Source organism: Faecalicatena orotica (genome assembly GCF_905197545.1).
Lineage (GTDB): Bacteria > Bacillota > Clostridia > Lachnospirales > Lachnospiraceae > Faecalicatena_A > Faecalicatena_A orotica.
Genome location: NZ_CAJJZH010000001.1, coordinates 182,779 through 201,295, shown reverse-complemented (window position 1 = coordinate 201,295; position 18,517 = coordinate 182,779). Strand labels below are relative to the sequence as shown.

The following is an 18,517-nucleotide window of genomic DNA, read 5'->3' as shown; positions in this document are numbered from 1 at the left end:
CCTCCTGAAATGATCCTTGTATTAGAATCTTGTCTCCCATCTTCCGCAGAATACATTTTCATTGTACCGTCCCTTAAACTCGCTTCTGCCCATCATCTTCTCCAGTGTTGCCGCGAAGCTCTCGTGATGGTCCATATAAGAATTGATGTAACATCTTGCCATCGGCACATCAATCAGGTTGTTTGTATTGCTTAAGGATACCACGAATGTCGGGAGTTCTGACATATACCACGGCTGTTTTGCAGGCTCATCCCATTTCACGCGCATGGTATTGTACTGGGCGAATCCCTGTACATTGAGAATCAGGAGTACACAGTCATAGTTCTTTTTAAACTCCTCTATTTTACCTTTCTTTGCCGGGACCTCAGAGTCCACCTCGAATCCTGCTTCTTCAAGCTGGGAAACGATATCCGCGATGATGTTCTTATCATTGGACTCAAACTTCATACCCGCGATCACGGTAGCCTCCGAACCGATATACATCAGTTTTATTCTTTTATATTTTTCCGGTGTCATCGGCAGGTAGTGCAGACGGTCTTTCACCAGTGTCACATACTTATCAGCGAATTCCTTTGACGCCCTGTGGTGTTCCTCACACCCGACCACTGAAAGGTTCTCCTTCGGTGCCGTCAGAGTGCCTTCCTTCTGAAGCGTGTGAAGGTTCAGTGCCGCTTTCACACCGAGGATCCTGTGAAGTGCATCATGCAGGCGTTCCTCCGTAATCGTTCCGTTTTTGTAGCCTTCCATCATGTAACCGAAATCTTCCTCCCTGTCATTGAAAAACAGGTACATGTCGCAGCCTGCCGCTATTGCCTGCGGAACCTGGCGGCTTCTTGGTATTGTCGCACCGAACATTCCGATCATGTGGGAAGCATCTGTTACAACAAGGCCGTTGAATCCCAGCTGCCCCTTTAAAAGACCGGTAATCAGTTCCGGTGCCAGTGTTGCCGGAAGGATATCCTCGTCCTTGATGCCGGGGCACAGCTTCTTAGAATATGCAGGAAGTGCAATATGTCCAGCCATGATTGTCATGACTCCTTCCTCAATCAGTTCCCTGTAAACCTTACCGTATGTCTGGTCCCACTTCTCACAGTCGAACTCATTGATTCCCATAATGAGGTGCTGGTCATTTTCCTCTGTTCCGTCTCCCGGGAAATGCTTCATACAGGTAGCCATATTCTGCGTCTTCATTCCCTTAAAAAATGACTTTGCATAACGGATGACATCGTCCGGATTATCATTGAATGCCCGCAGCTGCACAATTGTATTTCTCCAGTTGTAGGTCAGGTCTACAATCGGTGCAAAGTTCCAGTTGCATCCTACCGCAGCTGCTTCCCGCGCGGATATTTCCGCCATCTTAAATACTGCTTCCTCTGAATCGATCGCTGCCATAGCCGCCCCGTTTGCAATCGGCGTCCCGCCCTGTGTTCCGCCATTTCCGCCTGCTTCACAATTCGATGCAATCAGAAGTGGGATTTTTGTCGTCTTCTGCAGGCAGTCTGCCATCTCCCACAGTTCTTCCTTCGGCGCATTGTGGTAACGGATTGCCCCCGGATGGTAGGTATCCAGAATCTTTTTGATGTTCTCCGGTTTTCTTTCTTCCTCGTTTGATACCATGTTGACAAAAAGCTGCCCGATTTTTTCCTCCGTGCTCATCCCCGCAATCGTGTTTTCCACCCACTGGATCTGTTCCTCGTTCAGATAATAAGGTTTTTCTTTTAAATTTACCATGTTGGTTCCTCCTGCTCTTTCAAGAATATTTTCTATCTGTTTCTTTCTTCTTAATTTGTTATAGCCTCGTCTTTGTTATGGCCTCGTCAGGTTATCCACAAACTGCCGTATCAGTCCCGCCTGATATTCACCCTGGAATGTATTGTTTTTCACCTTTTCCACCGCTGCCTCAAGCTGTTCCCAGCTTTCGGACTCATGGGATACGAGAATCGGATAATACAGGACACCGTTTGATTGTGCCGCATCCATGTCTCCCGGTGCATCTCCAGTCATCAGGACATGTTCCTTCGCATATCCATAAGTCAGCAGCCTTTCGATACAGCTTTTCTTGGACCCTGCATTCTGCGCCAGAAGCACATCCACATATGTGAGAAGTCCGAATCTCGTCCATTCTTCCTTCACAGCCTCATAATTGGCCGAGGATACAATGGCTATATCACATGTTTCATGAAGCTTCCTGATGACATCCTGAACATGTTCAAATGGCCTGATATCCTCTTTCGGCAGTTCCGTAATTGCCTTATTTACTTCCCGTGACCAGTTCAGTGCCTTTTTCATACAAATACTGCCCGTTTCGTCAATCGCCTGTTGAAGCGCTGCATTAGACAGCTCATCGGAATCCTCCGTCCATTTTACAAATGTCTGTACATCTTCGATCTTTGCATATAGCCGGTCCGCTTCCTCAAGAGCCGCCGCAAGGCCCTTGAAACGGTTGATCCCTCTTGTCATAGAATAGAGGTTTACCTGATTCCAGCGCTTCAGGATTTCCTCCATGTGGGCATCCAGCCCCCATTCTGTTATCATACACGGCCCAAAACAGCGGATATGTTTGATATCCATGCTGTCTATGGCACATCCGTCCGAATCAATGCAGACAAGATATTCTTTCTTTTTACTAAAATCTGAAAAGGGATTACTCATTGTTCCATGTCCTCTCTTTCTCTTCTGATATAGTTAGCATACCCGTTTTTCCTCTATAAAAGAATAATAATATCCATTGTTTTTAGCACAATATTATGCTATTTTATAAATACAAACTATTTTGTCATATTTTGACGAATTATATATTTCCTTTACGAGGTGGCAAACTATGGAACATAAACAACTGGAACTATTTTGTCAGGCTGTCACTGCCTGTAATGTAGGCTGCTGTGTAATCTTTAAAGATAACTCGAATCTCTCCCAGACTGACAACGGACTGCGTCTTCGTCTATATGAGGACTATAATTACCAGACTCTTCAGGTTTTTCTGGAACAATACATAACACCCGGCAGGCTCGTCCGATATGAAGATGCTTTCGGGATGTTCCACATGCTCCTGCATATCCCTTCCCAGTATTTGTATGATTACGAATCTCCTCATTTTGTGATCGGCCCTTATCTTGAAAGCAGGCCGCCAGAGGAACAGGTACAGCAGGTTATGGAGCGGATGCACATCCCGGACCAGCTGTATCAGGACATCCGGCTCTTTTATGACTCCACGCCGGTACTCCCCGATATGGAGAGTTTTGAGTCTCTCGTTCTAAACCTGTCACAGGGACTGTTCCACACGGAATATACAGTCTTGCACCTGCCAGACAAGAATGAACTTTATATGGAAAACTCCCCCATGATTTTAAAGCTGCGTGAGAGGCCGCAGATTTCTGTCAGTACAATTGAGGAGCGCTACGAGGTGGAGAACCAGATGCTGGCTGCCGTATCCGCAGGTGATGACAAGAGCGCTCATGAATTATACCAGAAGTTCCAGACCTTCCAGCTTCGGCCCAGATCAGACAACGCCCTGCAGAATAAAAGGCATGGGGTCATTATCCTGAATACACTCTTTCGCAAGGCCGTGGAATCCGGAGGGGTGCCCCCGCTTTATATCGACGACCTTTCCGGGAAATTTGCCATCCTGATCAATGAAGCCCGGACAGAAAGGGCGCTGGACCACCTTTCTACAGATATGGTACACAAATACTGCCTGATGGTGAAAAATCATTCTATGTCCGGCTACTCCAAGGTCGTGAAGGAAGTCATTTCCTATATCGACTTTCACTATGCAGAGGATTTAAGTCTCGCATTTTTCGCGGAGATGTTCAGTATGAGTAAAAACTACCTCTCCGGGCTCTTTAAAAAAGAAACCGGGACCACCCTGACTGATTATATTCATCAGGTACGTATACGAAGGGCGGTCACACTGATTAATTCCTCTTCCCTGTCAATCACGACCGTTGCCGCTTCCTGCGGATACAACGATATCAATTATTTTATACGGATCTTCCGGCGTTCCCTCGGAATGTCGCCGAAGCAGTACCAGAAGTCCATCCTGCACCCGGAGTAGGTGGGATTATGTATATAGATAAAATCAATAAAAGCGCCTGATATATGTGAATAAATTATCATGAAATCCATCCTGTGTCTTGAAACCGGATGCTGAATTGGATATACTGAAAGGACATGGATAAAAAATGTGTCGAATCCTGACACATAAGGAGGGCTTTATGAAAAAGAAACTGTTAAGTGTGCTTCTGTGCACAGCCTTAATCGGAACGCTTGCGGCAGGATGCAGTTCGAAAAAAGGTGCAGAGGCATCACCAAAAGAAGATTCAAAAACTGAGGGAAAAGAAATCACGGTTATGGTCCCGGAATGGGCCGTGCCGAGTGATGACATGCTAGATGCATTCACAGAAGACAGCGGAATCAACGTGGTTATGAATGTGGTCAGCTGGGATGATATCCGCGATAAGGTTGCAATCGCAGCTTCAGGCGGCACAGCCGCTGCTGATGTAATAGAGGTCGACTGGTCATGGGTCGGTGAGATGAACAGCGCCGGATGGCTCGAAGAGATTGAGATGACCGACGAAGACAAGGCAGATATGCCAACACTTGAGACATTTTCCATTGACGGGAAGGTACTGGCAGTGCCTTATGCCAATGACTACAGAATTGCCTACTATAACAAAGAACATTTCAAGGCGGCCGGAATCGAGAAGGCCCCCCAGACATGGGATGAAGTATATGATGCACTGAAGAAGATCAAAGATGCCGGAATCGTGGAGTATCCTTATACGATGCCGATGAATGCGGATGAATCCGCTACAACCTCCATGATGTGGATGGCATTTTCCAGAAGCGGGCAGGTCTTCAATGATGACGGAACATTGAATAAAGATGCCGTCAGTGATGCCCTTGAATTTGAAAAGAAACTGGTCGACGAAGGATTCACAGACCCGGCCTCCAAGACTGCATCCGGCATGGATGCCTACCGCAAGCTTACGGCGGGTGAGGCAAGTTTTATGGTAGGGCCTACAAAGTTTGTCGGCATCAGCAACAACGAAGAGGAATGCAGCGTGGTAGGACAGATCGAAGCGATCCTCCTGCCGGGCAAAGACGGGACTTCCCCGCAGACGATGCCTCTTCCGGAAGCAGTCGGCATTACGAAGTTTTCCGAGAACAAGGATGCAGCTAAAGAATTCGTGAAATGGTATACTTCGGCAGAGACACAGAAAGAGCTGTATCAGGCAAACAGTTCCATTCCTACAAGAAACGCTGTGCTCAGTGACCTGATCGATGACGGAACGATCCAGAATGCGGGAGCCATGCTCGAAGAGGCAAAGCTGATTAAATCCCCGTTCCCGAACGGAATCCCGTCCTATTACTCTGAGATGAGCAATGCTATCTACAACAATGTTAACAAGATGGTGCTCGGAGAGATTTCCGCACAGGAAGCGTTCGACGCGATGGATAAGAAGGTAACCGAATTAGCCGGCAATGAAGAATAACAAGGCAAAAGAAGCGGAGAATCGAATACATGAAGAGAAAAACCAAAGGAGCGCTGGGCATTGCGCTCCTTTTGCCGATTATTATTATCATGGCAGTACTTGTGTACTACCCGATCATTAAGACATTTTCATACAGTATGCAGAAGATGAAGCTGACTGCCCCGCAGGATACCGGTTTTGTAGGCTGGGCGAATTATCAGGCCGTACTGAAATCTGATTCGTTCTGGTACAGTCTTCAAAATACGCTCTTTTTACTCGTTGTGGTCGTTCTGATCACAACTGTTTTTGGTATCTGTGTGGCACTCATGCTGAATGTGGATACGAAGATTTCCGGTGTCCTGATGGCCGCGGCCGTCCTTCCCTGGGCGCTGCCGCCTGTTGTGAATGGGATTATCTGGCGTTTTATCTTCTATCCGGGTTACGGTTTTATGAATAAGCTGCTAATTGGCATTGGCGTAATCGACAGCCCAATCGAATGGATGTCCCGCCGTTTCCTCCTGCTCTTTGTCGTGGCACTCGTCGTCGCATGGCGCAGTATCCCGTTTACAGCCATTGTATGTCTCGCGGGCCTGCGTGCCATCCCGCACGACCTCTATGAGGCCGCAAGGATCGACGGGGCAGGAAGGTGGTCCGCGTTCCGCCATATTACAGGACCGCTCATGGTCCCCTTTGTCGGGATCGGAATCACATCCGCATCCATCACGGCAATCAACATCTTCGATGAGATCGTGGCCCTTGCCGGATACAGCGACCTCGGAAAGAACCTTCTGATCGAGAGCTACCTCACCACGTTCTCGTTCCTCGATTTCGGAAAAGGCAGTGCCCTGACCTATATTATCATGCTGATCTCTGCAGTGCTCGGATTCTTCTATCTTAAGAACCTGACGAGGGAGGTGGAATACTAATGAAAACAAAAAGCGGAAAAGTATTGTATGTCATCGTTGTGGCATTGTTTCTGGTATTCACAATTGGCCCCTTTGTCTGGGCTTTCTTAATCTCGGTGACACCTGAATTTGAGATGTTCAAGAACACAATGAAGATGCTGCCAAGCAAGGTGAACTGGGAGAATTATATCACCCTGTTCACGACCTCCTCACGGCAGAGTAAGATTCTGTTTCAGGGAATGTCAAACTCCCTCAAGGCGGTCGGCATCACCCTCCTGATCGGCCTCCCGGTCGCTATGATGTCCGCCTACGCGCTTGCCAGACTGGAATTTAGGGGAAAGAAATTGATTAAAAATGCAGTCCTCATCACAATGGTAATCCCTGTATTTGCCACGGTTATCCCCCTTTACAGGATCTTTGTGTCCTACCATCTGCTGGATAAGATCTTCTGGCTCAGCCTCGTGTATGCAAGTTCCTTTTTGCCCATGAGTGTCTGGCTGATGCTTAATTACTTCAGCACAATACCCGTGGAAATAGAAGAAGCCGCCCGTGTGGACGGCTGCGGCAGGATTCGGACCTTCTTCGAGATTCTGCTCCCGGTTGCCTACCCGGTCGTGATATCCAGTGCACTCATCATGTTCCTGAGCGCCTGGAACCAGTTCCAGATTCCGCTGATCCTTGCCTCTTCTTTCCAGACGAAACCAGTGTCCATCGTCACCAGCGAGTTCATGGTGAAGGACTCCATACAATACGGGATCACGGCCGCAGCCGGGCTGCTCGCAATCGTACCACCTGCGGCCACGGCACTCATCCTTCGGAAATACCTCGTGTCCGGAATGACGCGGGGGACTGGGAAGTAAATTTGCTCGGTATGGATGATACAGGACGCCTGCCGGGGAATGGAAATGTACCCGCATGGATACGGGTTTGCACGATAAATGCCCCTAAATCAAAACGGAAACCGGCACGATGAACATCGCCGACAAACGCGAGAATGCTGATGCATTCTTGCTAAGTCGGCTGAACGGCAGGACTGGTGGTCCTGCCGTTCGTTCATGTGCTGGTTTCTGTTTTGATGAAGGGGCATTAATGGTGCAAAGACGCATCCTTGCGGGTACATTTTCATTCCCCGGCAGGCTGGTTCATCCAGTCGGAAGAGGAAATTTCGTTCCCAGCTATTGCCCCCGATATAACTAAGCAAGTGTTAGTTAGTTGCTGATATGATGTCTTTTGTTACTTATTTTTTCCCCTCTTCTCGTATGGCGTGCCGGTGAGGGGGAGGGTGGTTTGGAATTGTTTGTTCCATTTGTAGTAGGCTGCGGCTATGGCGGGGGCGGTGGGGATGGAGGTGATTTCTCCGATTCCGATGGCTCCGTATCCGACGTCTACTCCGGGTTTTTCTACTATGATGGATTCAAGCTCAGGCACTTTATCGGCTTTGAACAGGCCCAGTGTACCGAACCGGGATACCGGATATCCGTCTTTGATCTCATACTGCTCTGTGAGGGCATATCCCATTCCCATGACGACTCCGCCTTCTATCTGGCCTTCTACGCTGACGGGGTTGACTGCCTTGCCTACGTCATGTGCTGCTACCATTTTCTTTATGGTGCCGTCTTCGTTTAGGACACACATCTGTGTCGCATAACCATATGCCACGTGGGATACCGGGTTTGGCACGTCACTTCCCATTTTATCGGTTTTTGCCAGATATTCTCCAAGGAATTCACTGCCTTCCAGTTCCTCCATTGTCTCTGTCTTCAAAGCTTCCAACAGTTTTTCGGAGGCTCTTTTTGCCGCTTCCCCCGTGATCAGAGTCTGGCGGGAACCGGATGTCGTACCGGAATCTGGTGAATCCGCCGTATTCGGACGGCAGTATTTGATTTTGTCAACCGGTAGATTCAGTGTCTCTGAAACGACCTGGGTCAGCACGGTTCCGAGTCCCTGACCGATGCAGGACGCCCCGGCATGTATCTCTACGATTCCGTCCCTGATCAGCAGACGGCAGCGTCCCCAGTCGGGAAGTCCTACTCCTACTCCTGCATTCTTCATGGCACAGGCGATGCCTGCATATGGCTCGCTCTCATAAATTTCTTTTACTGCTTCAAGTGTCTCTGCCACACCGGTAGATTCATCGGCGATCTGTCCATTCGGAAGCACCTGTCCCGGGCGGACTGCATTGCGGTAGCGGATCTCCCACGGTGAGATGCCCACCATCTCAGCCAGCAGGTCCAGATTGCGCTCTGAGCCGAAACAGGTCTGAGTTACCCCGAACCCGCGGAATGCCCCCGCCGGCGGATTGTTTGTATAGACTGCTTTTCCATCAATATCCACGACCTGGAAGTTATAAGGCCCTGCGGCATGGGTACAGGCTCTCTGCAGGACCGGTCCCCCCAGTGATGCGTACGCCCCTGTATCCGAGACAACGACTGCCTTCATTGCCGTGAGGTAACCGTTCTCGTCACAGGCCGTAGTAATGTCCATCCACATCGGGTGGCGCTTCGGATGCACTACAATGCTCTCCTGTCTGGACAGCTTTACTTTTACGATCCGCTTCGTCAGATAGGCCAGCAGTGCTGCATGATGCTGTACACTGACATCTTCTTTTCCGCCGAATCCACCGCCGACTAATTTGTTTTCCACAATCACTTTTTCTGGTGGAAGGCCCAGCATGATACAGCACTCATGCTGTGTATCATAGGTTCCCTGATCCGTGGAATAGATGAACACACCGTCATCAAACGGCATGGCAACCGCACATTCAGGTTCAAGAAATGCATGTTCTGTCCACGGCGTCTCGTAATGCCTTGTGACCTGATATTTCGATCCGGCAATGACTTCATCCGCATTTCCCCTCACGAGGTGTTCATGTGCGAGGACGTTGCCTGACTCATGCACGAGCGGCGCACCTTCCTTCATGGCATCAAACGGGTCCAGAACGGGATCGAGCACTTCGTAATCGACCTTTACCAGACTCTTCGCCCGCTCAAGTATATCCTGATTCTCGGCAGCCACAAGACAGATAGCGTCACCTAAGTAATGTGTAACTTTACCTACCGGGATCATCGTATCCCAGTCCTGCTTCAGATGTCCGACCTTGACATTTCCCGGAATATCCTCCGCGGTAAATACTCCGATCACACCTTCCAGCGCTTCTGCTTCTTCTTTATGTATCGCAAGCACCCTTGCCCTCGGGTATTCCGACCTTACTGCACTTCCGTAGATCATCTCGTCCAGATAGATGTCATCTGGGTATTCCCCGGTTCCAAGCACCTTTTCCGAAGCATCGATCCTTCGGATGGCGTCCCCTACAAGCACGACGCCTTCATCATCCGTGGCAGGCAGATTTTCGCGGAACATTTTTGCACTTAAAAGGATACCGTCAATGATTTTCTTATATCCCGTACAGCGGCAGATATTATTGCGTATCGCAGCGATGACTTCCAGACGGGTCGGGTCCGGATTCACATCGATCAGGCCTTTTGCACACATCACCATCCCGGGGATACAGAAACCGCACTGCACCGCACCTGCCCGGCCAAATGCATATGCATAGACCTCCTGCTCCCGCTTTGATAATCCCTCGACTGTTACAATTTTCTTCCCCTCTAACTTAGAAAGCATCGGGATACATGCGCGTGTCGCCTTCCCGTCCACCAGAACCGTACAGGTGCCACATGCGCCCTGACTGCATCCGTCCTTGACAGATGTCAGCCTTAAATCGTCCCTTAAGAAACGCATCAGTTTTTTATCCTGTCCGGCCTGATAATCCTTTCCGTTTACATGAACAGTAATCATGATATTACCTTCCTTTCTTTCATAGAGTTTCGCAAGCGAAACCCGCGCCTGCGGCGGCCGTCCGTCGGTCCCGGACCTTATTCCTGCAAATCATTTTTTTGATCGATATCTTTTAATTCCTCTGGCTGCGCCTCTACATATCTGACTTTTTCCTGTAGTCCTGACATGATCTGTCTTCCTCCGTTATCGCCTGTCAGGTTACGCAGGTCGTCAAAAAATGCACGGTCCCACAGTACCGGGTTTCCCGGCCTGCCCGGATTTCCCGCGCAGATGATCCGACCTTTATGCACGCCTGCCATATTCAAAATTTTCTGTATTGTGGCCGTCTTTAAATTTGGCTGGTCACAGACCGAGAACAGAACTCCCTCGATATCCGGATTCTGCCTCAGGCATTCTTCAAGGCCAAGCAGGATAGAACGGGAGATGCCGAGCTCCGGCTCTTTGTTGATTACAGTCCTGATCCCCTGTCTTTCTGCCTCCTCTGCTATTGCCTCATACCCCGTCACCAGATACTGCGGATAATCCTGGAATGCACGCATCCGTTCCAGCGTATGCCGGTACAGCGGCTTTCCGGAAACGACCGCCAGCAGTTTGTTTTCTCCGAACCGTACACTTCTTCCCGCGGCAAGTATGATGACCGCGTATTTCCTGCGCATATGTTCAAACCTTGTCACGGCTTCCAGCACGCCTCCTCCGACAGACCTTGCCTTGTCGGAAATGGTGAAGCAGTGGAATGTTTCGCACCGCGCATCGATATCTCCGATCTTCAGATTTTCCCATACCCGGACCCCGGGCTGGAGCATGCCCCTGACAATACCATCCATCTTCGCACAAACTTCTTTTCCGCCAGTCAGTGCCACGGCCTGCCCTTTTTTCACGACATCGCCGATTGACACAAGAGGTTCGATTACGCCCTCAGCACTTGCACGGATCAGGCGTTCTGTCGTGTATCCCCCGACATTTCCCGGTACACCTGTATTGGGAATGGCACTGCCTTCGTAAATCGTATCGCCCAGCGTATGCCCCCGCTTTGTCTCAACGACACAGTGGCAGTCTTCCCCCGCCGTAAAGCCGGGGCCGACACCGATGACTAACGGTGCATCTGTAATTTTTGTCCCTAAATTTTTCTTTGCAAGAATCGCGTCTATGATTACATCGGGCTGATATCCATCCGCTGTCCGGGCACACGGGTCTACAATGACCGGGATATCCCCCGCCTCCATGATGGTGAGTGCCTCTTTCATTGAGGATACAAGAACACCTCTCATATCTTCAACGACTGCCTCCCCTTCATAAACGGCTCTGGACAGTGAAACCATCCTGCGTACAGTCAGAGGGACCTCTATCTCCGTCATAATGATCTGATGCCCGCTGCGGTACAGGCGGGAGGCTATCCCTGTTGCCAGATCACCTGCCCCCTTGATTAGTATTTTCATTTCCTGCTGCCTTCCTCTTGTTTTAATGACTTTATTGGTTACTGTTCCCCCGGGCCAGTACCGTGATTCCTGTATGCCCCTGTGCTTCTGCCAGACGGCAGATCCGGTATGCTGTCTGTTCCCTTTTCGTATTGTCTGCTTTATTCAGGATGACCCGGTATTCCATATATGGCAGGACGCCTTTCCTGCCGCCTCTGGAATCAAAAGCTAGTTTTGCAAGATCACGTTCCTTAACCGGGTCAGTTATCTTCATATCCAGGATTTCCGCCGCGGTACCTGTCCTGAAACATACCTCCGAAAGAGGCCTTCCGACCGCATCCAGACCATATAGACAGAGTACATGGGTTGTTTCTGGCAGGATCACCGGTTCATGGTCAGCCGGCACCTTCATCGGAAGTCTTTTCGCGCCGTCTGCTTCGATCAGTACCGGATACCCAAGTGTCAGCAGACGGTCTAAAAACTTCTCAGGCAGTGTCTTTATTTTCCCGTGTTCTGCCGGCAGGCCGGCCCACACCATTCCTTCTGCTTTCAAAATCTGTACCGCCTTCTCTTCAGACGGCTCCGTAAGAAACCACGGCCTGTCTTCTGCCAGCATATGGGTCGAAGTCGTTACTATGACAGGTATCTTCCTTTTCCTGTATTCCTCCGCCATTGCTTTGATCAGCGTTGTTTTACCACCGGCCCCCGTGACAGAAATAACCGGGTTTTTACTGTTTATATGCAAGGCTTCTGACAGAGAGTCCTGTTCTGTCAGAAGCCCTTCCTCATAATTCTTTACCATAAACGATATCCTTAATCTTCTTTCAACGATCTGGACAACCATCAGGAGTCCCTGGTGAGTCACATCCGCGGCCTATGAAATACCGCGCGGCACGTACCGGCCGGTTTTCTCTGCTATAATTTCTCCATTCTCAGCGGCCAGCTGCCCCCTCAGGAAAACCTTTTCGGCACGTCCTTTGATCTTCGTGCCTTCCATTGGGCAGTAGTCGATATTCGTCTGTTGGTGTTCTTTCGAAATCGTCCACTCCGTCTCTGGATTCCACACCACAATGTCCGCATCGCTTCCCGGTGAAAGTGTACCCTTCTGCGGATACATACGATACAGTTTTGCCGGATTCTCTGAAAGATATTTACACATCTGTTCCAGCGTAATCCGCCCTTCATTTACCCCGAACTGGTAAATCAGTGCAGGACGTTCTTCCCCTCCCGGCATTCCGCACGGTGTTTTGGAAAAGTCCTCCGCTCCCATGTTCTTCTGTGCGGTATCGAAGCTGCAGTGGTCGGTACAGATCGTCTGTATCCGCCCTTCCGAGAGCGCCTCCCATAAAACCTGCTGGTTCTTCTTTTTACGAAGCGGCGGGGCAATCATGTATTTACGCCCCTCCCCGTCGGGAAGGAAATACTTACTTTCATCCATCAGCAGGTACTGCGGACATGTTTCTACATATACCGTCTGCCCGTCTTCCCTTGCATGCTGGATCTCACGGTAGCCCTCCGCAGAGCTTAAATGTACGACTATGACCGGTGTATCTACGCATTTTGCAATTTTCAGCAGACGGTTGATTGCTTCTGCTTCTGCTGCAGGCGGCCTTGTGCCCGGATAGTCCGCCGTGTCGAGACGGTTCCCTTTTTCCTGAAGGACCTCATTGAGTCTCGCGGCTATGATACCATTGTTTTCACAGTGTACGCCTGCGATTCCCCCCAGTTCTTTCAGACGGGTCAGAATCTCATACATCGTCTTATCATCTACAATCATGTTGTCGTATGTCATATATAATTTGAAAGAAGGAATGCCGTCAGCCACAACCTGGGCGAGCTCCTCGCTCACCTTTTCATTCCAGTCGGAAATTGCCAGATGAAATGCATAGTCACAGGAGGACTCACCGTCCGCCTTTTTATGCCAGTTATCGAGAGCCTCTTTCAGAGACTCTCCTTTATTCTGGGTTGCAAAATCTACGATGCATGTCGTACCGCCTGCGATCTCGGCCTTTGTCCCCGTGTCAAATTTGTCCGCGGTTATGGTGCCGCTGACTTCCAGCGCCATATGGGTATGTGCGTCGATAAAGCCGGGGAACAGATACTTTCCTCTGACGTCCTCTATCTCGGCATCCCGAAATTCCAGATCTTCTCCTACTGCCAGAATTTTTTCCCCTTTTACGAGGATATCCAGCTGTTTCATTCCTTCTCCGCTTACAATTGTACCGCCTTTAAACAAACGTTTCATAACCATTCCTTCTTTCTGTCATTGCACTTTTGTTTCCTGTTGATTATGCCGTATACCGTCCCTGCTTATTTTTATACAAGCAGGTAGGGGTATTCACGAATGACTGTTTCGATCAGATTCTGAAGTCCTTCCGGTAGCTTTGTCTCCTCTCCCTTTGTCCAGGTGAAGGTTTCTCCAAGATATCTGACTTTACAGCTTACCTTTTCTTCATCCAATACAGTGAAGCCCTGATTTTTGCTGTCTTCCATGTCTTTTTCTGATGCAAATAATGTAAATTTATCCAGATATGGTGCGCTGTCATATGGGCAGAAGCTTCTGCAGTTGCCGCATTCGTTGCACATGTAATCTACGTGGATAATCTGGTGTTTTTCCATTCCCGGAACCCGTATGGAGAGGTTCGCACGGTTTGGACAGACTTCTGCACAATTCTCACAGATGCTGGAGCATCCAAGGCAGCGCCCGGTCTCTTTTGTGCCTTCCTCTGTTTCCTTGAGGACACCTCTTCTTGCATAAACCTTTGCCTCATCTGCCTGTTTATCAAAGTCTCTTGTAAGTGTCTTTCCGATGATGGCTTCGGCTGCTTTCTTTCCGTCCCGGATTCCTTCCACAACTGTAGCCGGCCCGCCTAACGCGTCTCCCGCAATATAGACATCTGCCTGGTTCGTCTCACATGTTTCTTCATTTACAAGGGCTTTCCCGCGCTCATTTACATGGATTCCATTTGCCTGATAGAAGTCTGAAGGTACTTTTTCACCGACTGCAACGATCACTGTGTCCGCCGGTACCTCGCGGATTTCTTCGGTCTCCACGACACCACGTCTTCCCGATGCATCGAAATCACCGAGTTTCATCACTTTGCATGTCAGCACTCCGTCTGATAGTTTCACCGGTGCAAGCAGTTCCTTGAAATCCACACCGTCTTCCACTGCCATCAGTAATTCTTCCTCATCGGCCGGCATGTAGCGTTTTGTCCTTCTGTATACAAGGGAAACATTTTCTACGCCCTTCGTGCGTTTCGCCGCCCTTGCAGTATCCATTGCCGTATTTCCGCCGCCGATAACAACTACATTTTTCCCGATATCGAGGCGTCCGTTTGTGTCTTTAAATTGTGCAAGGAATTCAAGCGCATTAACGGTCTCTCCCTCTTCCAGCTTCAGGGTTCCCGGTACAGACGCGCCGACTGCCAGCACTACGGCTGTATAGCCCTTTTCCTTTAATTCCTGTACACTTTCGATTCTGACATTATAGCGGATTTCCACACCTGCTGCTTCCAGAATCGCAGCATCTTTATCGATTGCCACGCCGGCAATCCTGAACTCGGGTATTACATGGCGTACGACTCCGCCCAGGGAATCGGTCTGTTCAAATAAGGTCACTTCCATGCCGCCGCGTCTTAAGAAATAAGCTGCTGCCATTCCTGCCGGACCGCCGCCGACGACTGCTGCTTTCCCTTTTTCCGTCACGTTAACAGGAGTCACTGTTCTCAGCCAGTCTGCATAGCCGTTTTCAGCAGCCTCCAGTTTCATTGCGCGGATATGTACGGGTTCCTCATAGAAATTACGGGTGCATTTGCTCATACAATTGTGTGCACAGATTGTTCCTGTAATAAACGGAAGCGGGTTTTTCTCTGTGATGACACGCATTGCTTCTTCATATTCACCTGCACTGACTAACTGCAGATATGTTGTGATATCCTGATGGATCGGGCATCCTTCCTTGCAAGGTGCTACAAAACAGTCCAGAAGAGGTACCTGCTGTTTCATTTTGCGGGACGGCAGCGGTTTTACGGCTTTCAGGTGGTGGGAGCTTACTTTTGCCTCCTCTGCAAGGATTTTTGCCGCTTTAGCGCTGACGCCTGTAAATACGTCGTTTTCTTTCTCCAGTATCTGTGCGATCTGGGACATTCTCTGGTATCCGCCCGGTTTCAGCAGTGTTGTTGCCACGGTTACCGGCCAGATTCCCGCATCTACGATTCCCCTGATATTATAGAAGTCCGCACCGCCGGAATAGGAAATTCTCAGTTTTCCGTCAAATTCCTCTGCCAGCCTGGCCGCCAGTGAGATGGACAGTGGGTACAAGGATTTACCAGACATATACATCTCTTCACTTGGAAGTTCGTTCTGCTTTACATCAACCGGGAACGTATTCGTGATCTTCACTCCAAATTCCAGACCGCGCTCTGCACAGACATCCATCAGGCGGGTGAGCATCGGCACTGCATCTTCGTACTGAAGGTCATCTTTGAAATGGAAGTCGCCGAACGCGATGTAATCGTATCCCATCTCATCCATCGTCTTTCTTGCGAATTCGTATCCTAATAATGTAGGGTTACATTTGATAAAGGTGTGGAACCCTTTTTCCGTAATCAGGTACATGGCGATCTTCTCGATCTCCTGCGGCGGGCAGCCGTGGAGCGTGGAGATGGTCACGGAATTACAGATTTCTGACTGGATTGACTCAATGTCTTCCTTCGTCACTTTTTTAAACCGGTCTGCATGGTCCAGCAGATACTGCCTGCATGACTGGAATACTTCGGAATCCTTCGCATCCTTCATCGTATTCAGGAACTGGTCGATCTTCGGAGACTGAATGCCCTGCAGGTCGTAACCCACACTGATATTAAACTGAAATCCGTCCATACTTCCCAGATCATATTCCTTTGCCATAACTTTCAGAAGGAACCATGCCTTGATATACTCTTCCATTGCCTGCGGGACATACAGCTCTGTTGACCACTCGCAGTTATAGCACTCATCATCCGCCTTGATACATGGTTTGCTTACACACGCAGAAAGCTCCGCACCGTCCATGACCTGTACGGTCTTCAGTTCAAAGAAACGGCTGCCCGTATAATAAGCGGCCACAATATTCTGCGTCAGCTGGGTATGCGGTCCCGCCGCCGGTCCCACCGGTGTCTCCAGCGGACGTCCAAAAATGGTCCTGTTAAACTTCGCATCCGCCTTATACGCATCATGCTCTCCGAATACAGTACCGTATTTCTCATGCTCTGTCATAATCCAATCCAATAACTGCCCGAAAGACATCGGGGTCATAATATCACTCATCTGTAAAAACCTCCTATATAATCTGAATATTCTGAAAATGGGGGTGCAAAGGGGTCAGACCCCTTTGAAAAACTACCCATTAATTCGCTTCCAAAGGGCTCCTGACGCTTCTTGGCAGTCAGCCATTACTTTTTCTTCATCGATCCCCTGCAGTTCACGGTCCTTCATCAGGACTTTTCCGTTTGCAACTGTTGTAACAACTTTGCTTCCGTTCATCCCGAACAGGATGTGTCCGTTTGCGTTATCTGCCCCGAGTGGTGTCAGCGGGTTGTAATCTACAATGATGACATCCCCGGCTGCGCCTTCTTTCAGGACGCCGAGCTCCTGTTTGAAGTAGCGGTTTGCGATCTTCGCATTATTGTAAAAAAGCATCTGCGGTACTTCTCCCCATGCTGCATTCGCGTCACAGAGGTGGTGCTTGTGCAGGACATTGGCAACTTTGAAGGATTCTGTCATATCGTGGGTGTATCCGTCGGTTCCGAGTCCTGTCAGTATCCCGCGGTGCACCAGTTCCATTGTCGGAGGGCATCCGCAGGCGTTGCCCATATTGGATTCCGGATTATGTACCACCATTGTATTTGTGTCCCTGATCAGGTCCATCTCATGTCCGTTGATATAGATACAGTGGCCGAGCAGTGTCTTCTCCCCAAGAATATCCCAGTCCATCAGACGGTCTACGATTCTCTTTCCGTAATGTTTCAGGCAGTGGTGCAGGTCCTCGATTCCTTCCGCTACATGGATGTGATAGCCTGCCCCGTCTGGTTTGTTTGCCGCCGCCAGTTCCATCGTCTCGTCGGAGATGGTAAACTGTGCATGCATTCCCATCATACCGGCTATCATGCCGCTGTCATCCTTCTGTGCATATCTGATGAATTCTGCATTCTCCATGACGGAATCTCTTGCCTTATCCTTCCCATCCCTGTCCGAAATCTCATAGCACAGGCAGGAGCGCACGCCCGTCTCCTTCGCCGCCTTTTCAATATGAAAGAGTGAATCTCTGATAGAGCCGAAGCTTGCATGGTGGTCGAAGATCGTCGTGACACCATTCCTGATACAGTCAATATACGTTGCCATAGCACTTAAATATGTGTCCTGAAGTGTAAGGTTCCGGTCGATTGTCCACCACATGCCGTCCAGAATATCAAGAAATCCTTTCGGGTCGTATCCTTTTACGGAAAGACCTCTTGCAAATGCGCTGTAGATATGTTCATGCGCATTGATAAATGCAGGCATGATCACTTTTCCCCCTGCATCAATAAAGTCCGCATCCGGATACGCTGCCCTGACCTCTTCAAGGCCCCCTACTTTCTGAATCGTGGTTCCCTCGATCGCCACGGCACCTTTCTCCAGAAACGGATTCTTCTCGTCTCGTGTGATTACCCTTCCATTTCCTAAAATCAGCATACTTTCTTCTCCTTTTCTTCTTTCATGAATTCTGTTGAAGCTGTCCAGGTATACAAATTCTACAAGGGTGTTACTTTCCTTGCACGTCGCACTATATTTTGTATATTTGTAAAAACAGCCCTTTCTTTTTCGAACAGATATTTTGGACTGCTTTTGTTGTCTATAGAATACCATTAATATAAGATAATTGCAATACAAATCCTAAATAATT

12 protein-coding genes are annotated in these 18,517 nt (G+C 49.2%); 4 read left to right on the top strand and 8 right to left on the bottom strand.

The genetic code is table 11. The annotated features are described in order from the left end of the window. Positions 1–21: 21 nt before the first annotated feature. Positions 22–1,731: a glycoside hydrolase family 3 protein gene (locus tag ABIN22_RS00860; RefSeq protein ID WP_346906103.1), complete on the bottom strand. Its 1,710-nt coding sequence runs from the start codon at positions 1,729–1,731 to the stop codon at positions 22–24. Between the two features lie 75 nt (positions 1,732–1,806). Continuing rightward, positions 1,807–2,652, bottom strand: a complete 846-nt coding sequence (locus tag ABIN22_RS00855) for an HAD family hydrolase (protein WP_346906102.1) — start codon at positions 2,650–2,652, stop codon at positions 1,807–1,809. Between the two features lie 169 nt (positions 2,653–2,821). On the opposite strand from ABIN22_RS00855, the gene ABIN22_RS00850 reads away from it, so the two are divergent. The 4 genes from ABIN22_RS00850 to ABIN22_RS00835 all read left to right on the top strand — a co-directional run bounded on the left by ABIN22_RS00850 (position 2,822) and on the right by ABIN22_RS00835 (position 7,239). Beyond that, positions 2,822–4,054, top strand: coding sequence for a helix-turn-helix domain-containing protein (locus ABIN22_RS00850; RefSeq protein WP_346906101.1), 1,233 nt, complete (start codon positions 2,822–2,824; stop codon positions 4,052–4,054). Between the two features lie 160 nt (positions 4,055–4,214). Further along, positions 4,215–5,495 carry a sugar ABC transporter substrate-binding protein gene (locus tag ABIN22_RS00845; protein WP_346906100.1) on the top strand — a complete coding sequence of 427 codons (1,281 nt, stop codon included), beginning with the start codon at positions 4,215–4,217 and terminating at the stop codon, positions 5,493–5,495. Between the two features lie 29 nt (positions 5,496–5,524). Continuing rightward, positions 5,525–6,400 carry a carbohydrate ABC transporter permease gene (locus tag ABIN22_RS00840; protein WP_109729764.1) on the top strand — a complete coding sequence of 292 codons (876 nt, stop codon included), beginning with the start codon at positions 5,525–5,527 and terminating at the stop codon, positions 6,398–6,400. Next, positions 6,400–7,239 (top strand): carbohydrate ABC transporter permease, encoded by an 840-nt coding sequence (locus ABIN22_RS00835; RefSeq protein ID WP_346906099.1) that lies wholly within the window; start codon positions 6,400–6,402, stop codon positions 7,237–7,239. The genes ABIN22_RS00840 and ABIN22_RS00835 overlap by 1 nt, the downstream gene beginning before the upstream one ends. 373 nt (positions 7,240–7,612) lie before the next feature. On the opposite strand, the gene xdh is transcribed toward ABIN22_RS00835, so the two are convergent. From xdh to ssnA, 6 genes are all read right to left on the bottom strand, one after another. Beyond that, positions 7,613–10,177: a selenium-dependent xanthine dehydrogenase gene (gene xdh, locus ABIN22_RS00830; protein ID WP_346906098.1), complete on the bottom strand. Its 2,565-nt coding sequence runs from the start codon at positions 10,175–10,177 to the stop codon at positions 7,613–7,615. A gap of 77 nt (positions 10,178–10,254) precedes the next feature. Beyond that, positions 10,255–11,613, bottom strand: a complete 1,359-nt coding sequence (gene yqeB / locus ABIN22_RS00825; protein WP_118620620.1) for a selenium-dependent molybdenum cofactor biosynthesis protein YqeB — start codon at positions 11,611–11,613, stop codon at positions 10,255–10,257. A gap of 31 nt (positions 11,614–11,644) precedes the next feature. Beyond that, on the bottom strand, positions 11,645–12,394 hold the full coding sequence (yqeC, locus tag ABIN22_RS00820; RefSeq protein WP_346906097.1) for a selenium cofactor biosynthesis protein YqeC: 750 nt from the start codon (positions 12,392–12,394) through the stop codon (positions 11,645–11,647). Positions 12,395–12,466: 72 nt separating this feature from the next. After that, positions 12,467–13,837: a dihydropyrimidinase gene (gene hydA, locus ABIN22_RS00815; RefSeq protein ID WP_346906096.1), complete on the bottom strand. Its 1,371-nt coding sequence runs from the start codon at positions 13,835–13,837 to the stop codon at positions 12,467–12,469. 71 nt (positions 13,838–13,908) lie between these two features. Next, positions 13,909–16,902 (bottom strand): putative selenate reductase subunit YgfK, encoded by a 2,994-nt coding sequence (gene ygfK, locus ABIN22_RS00810; protein ID WP_346906095.1) that lies wholly within the window; start codon positions 16,900–16,902, stop codon positions 13,909–13,911. Positions 16,903–16,974: 72 nt separating this feature from the next. After that, positions 16,975–18,306 (bottom strand): putative aminohydrolase SsnA, encoded by a 1,332-nt coding sequence (gene ssnA, locus ABIN22_RS00805; RefSeq protein WP_346906094.1) that lies wholly within the window; start codon positions 18,304–18,306, stop codon positions 16,975–16,977. Positions 18,307–18,517 lie beyond the last annotated feature (211 nt).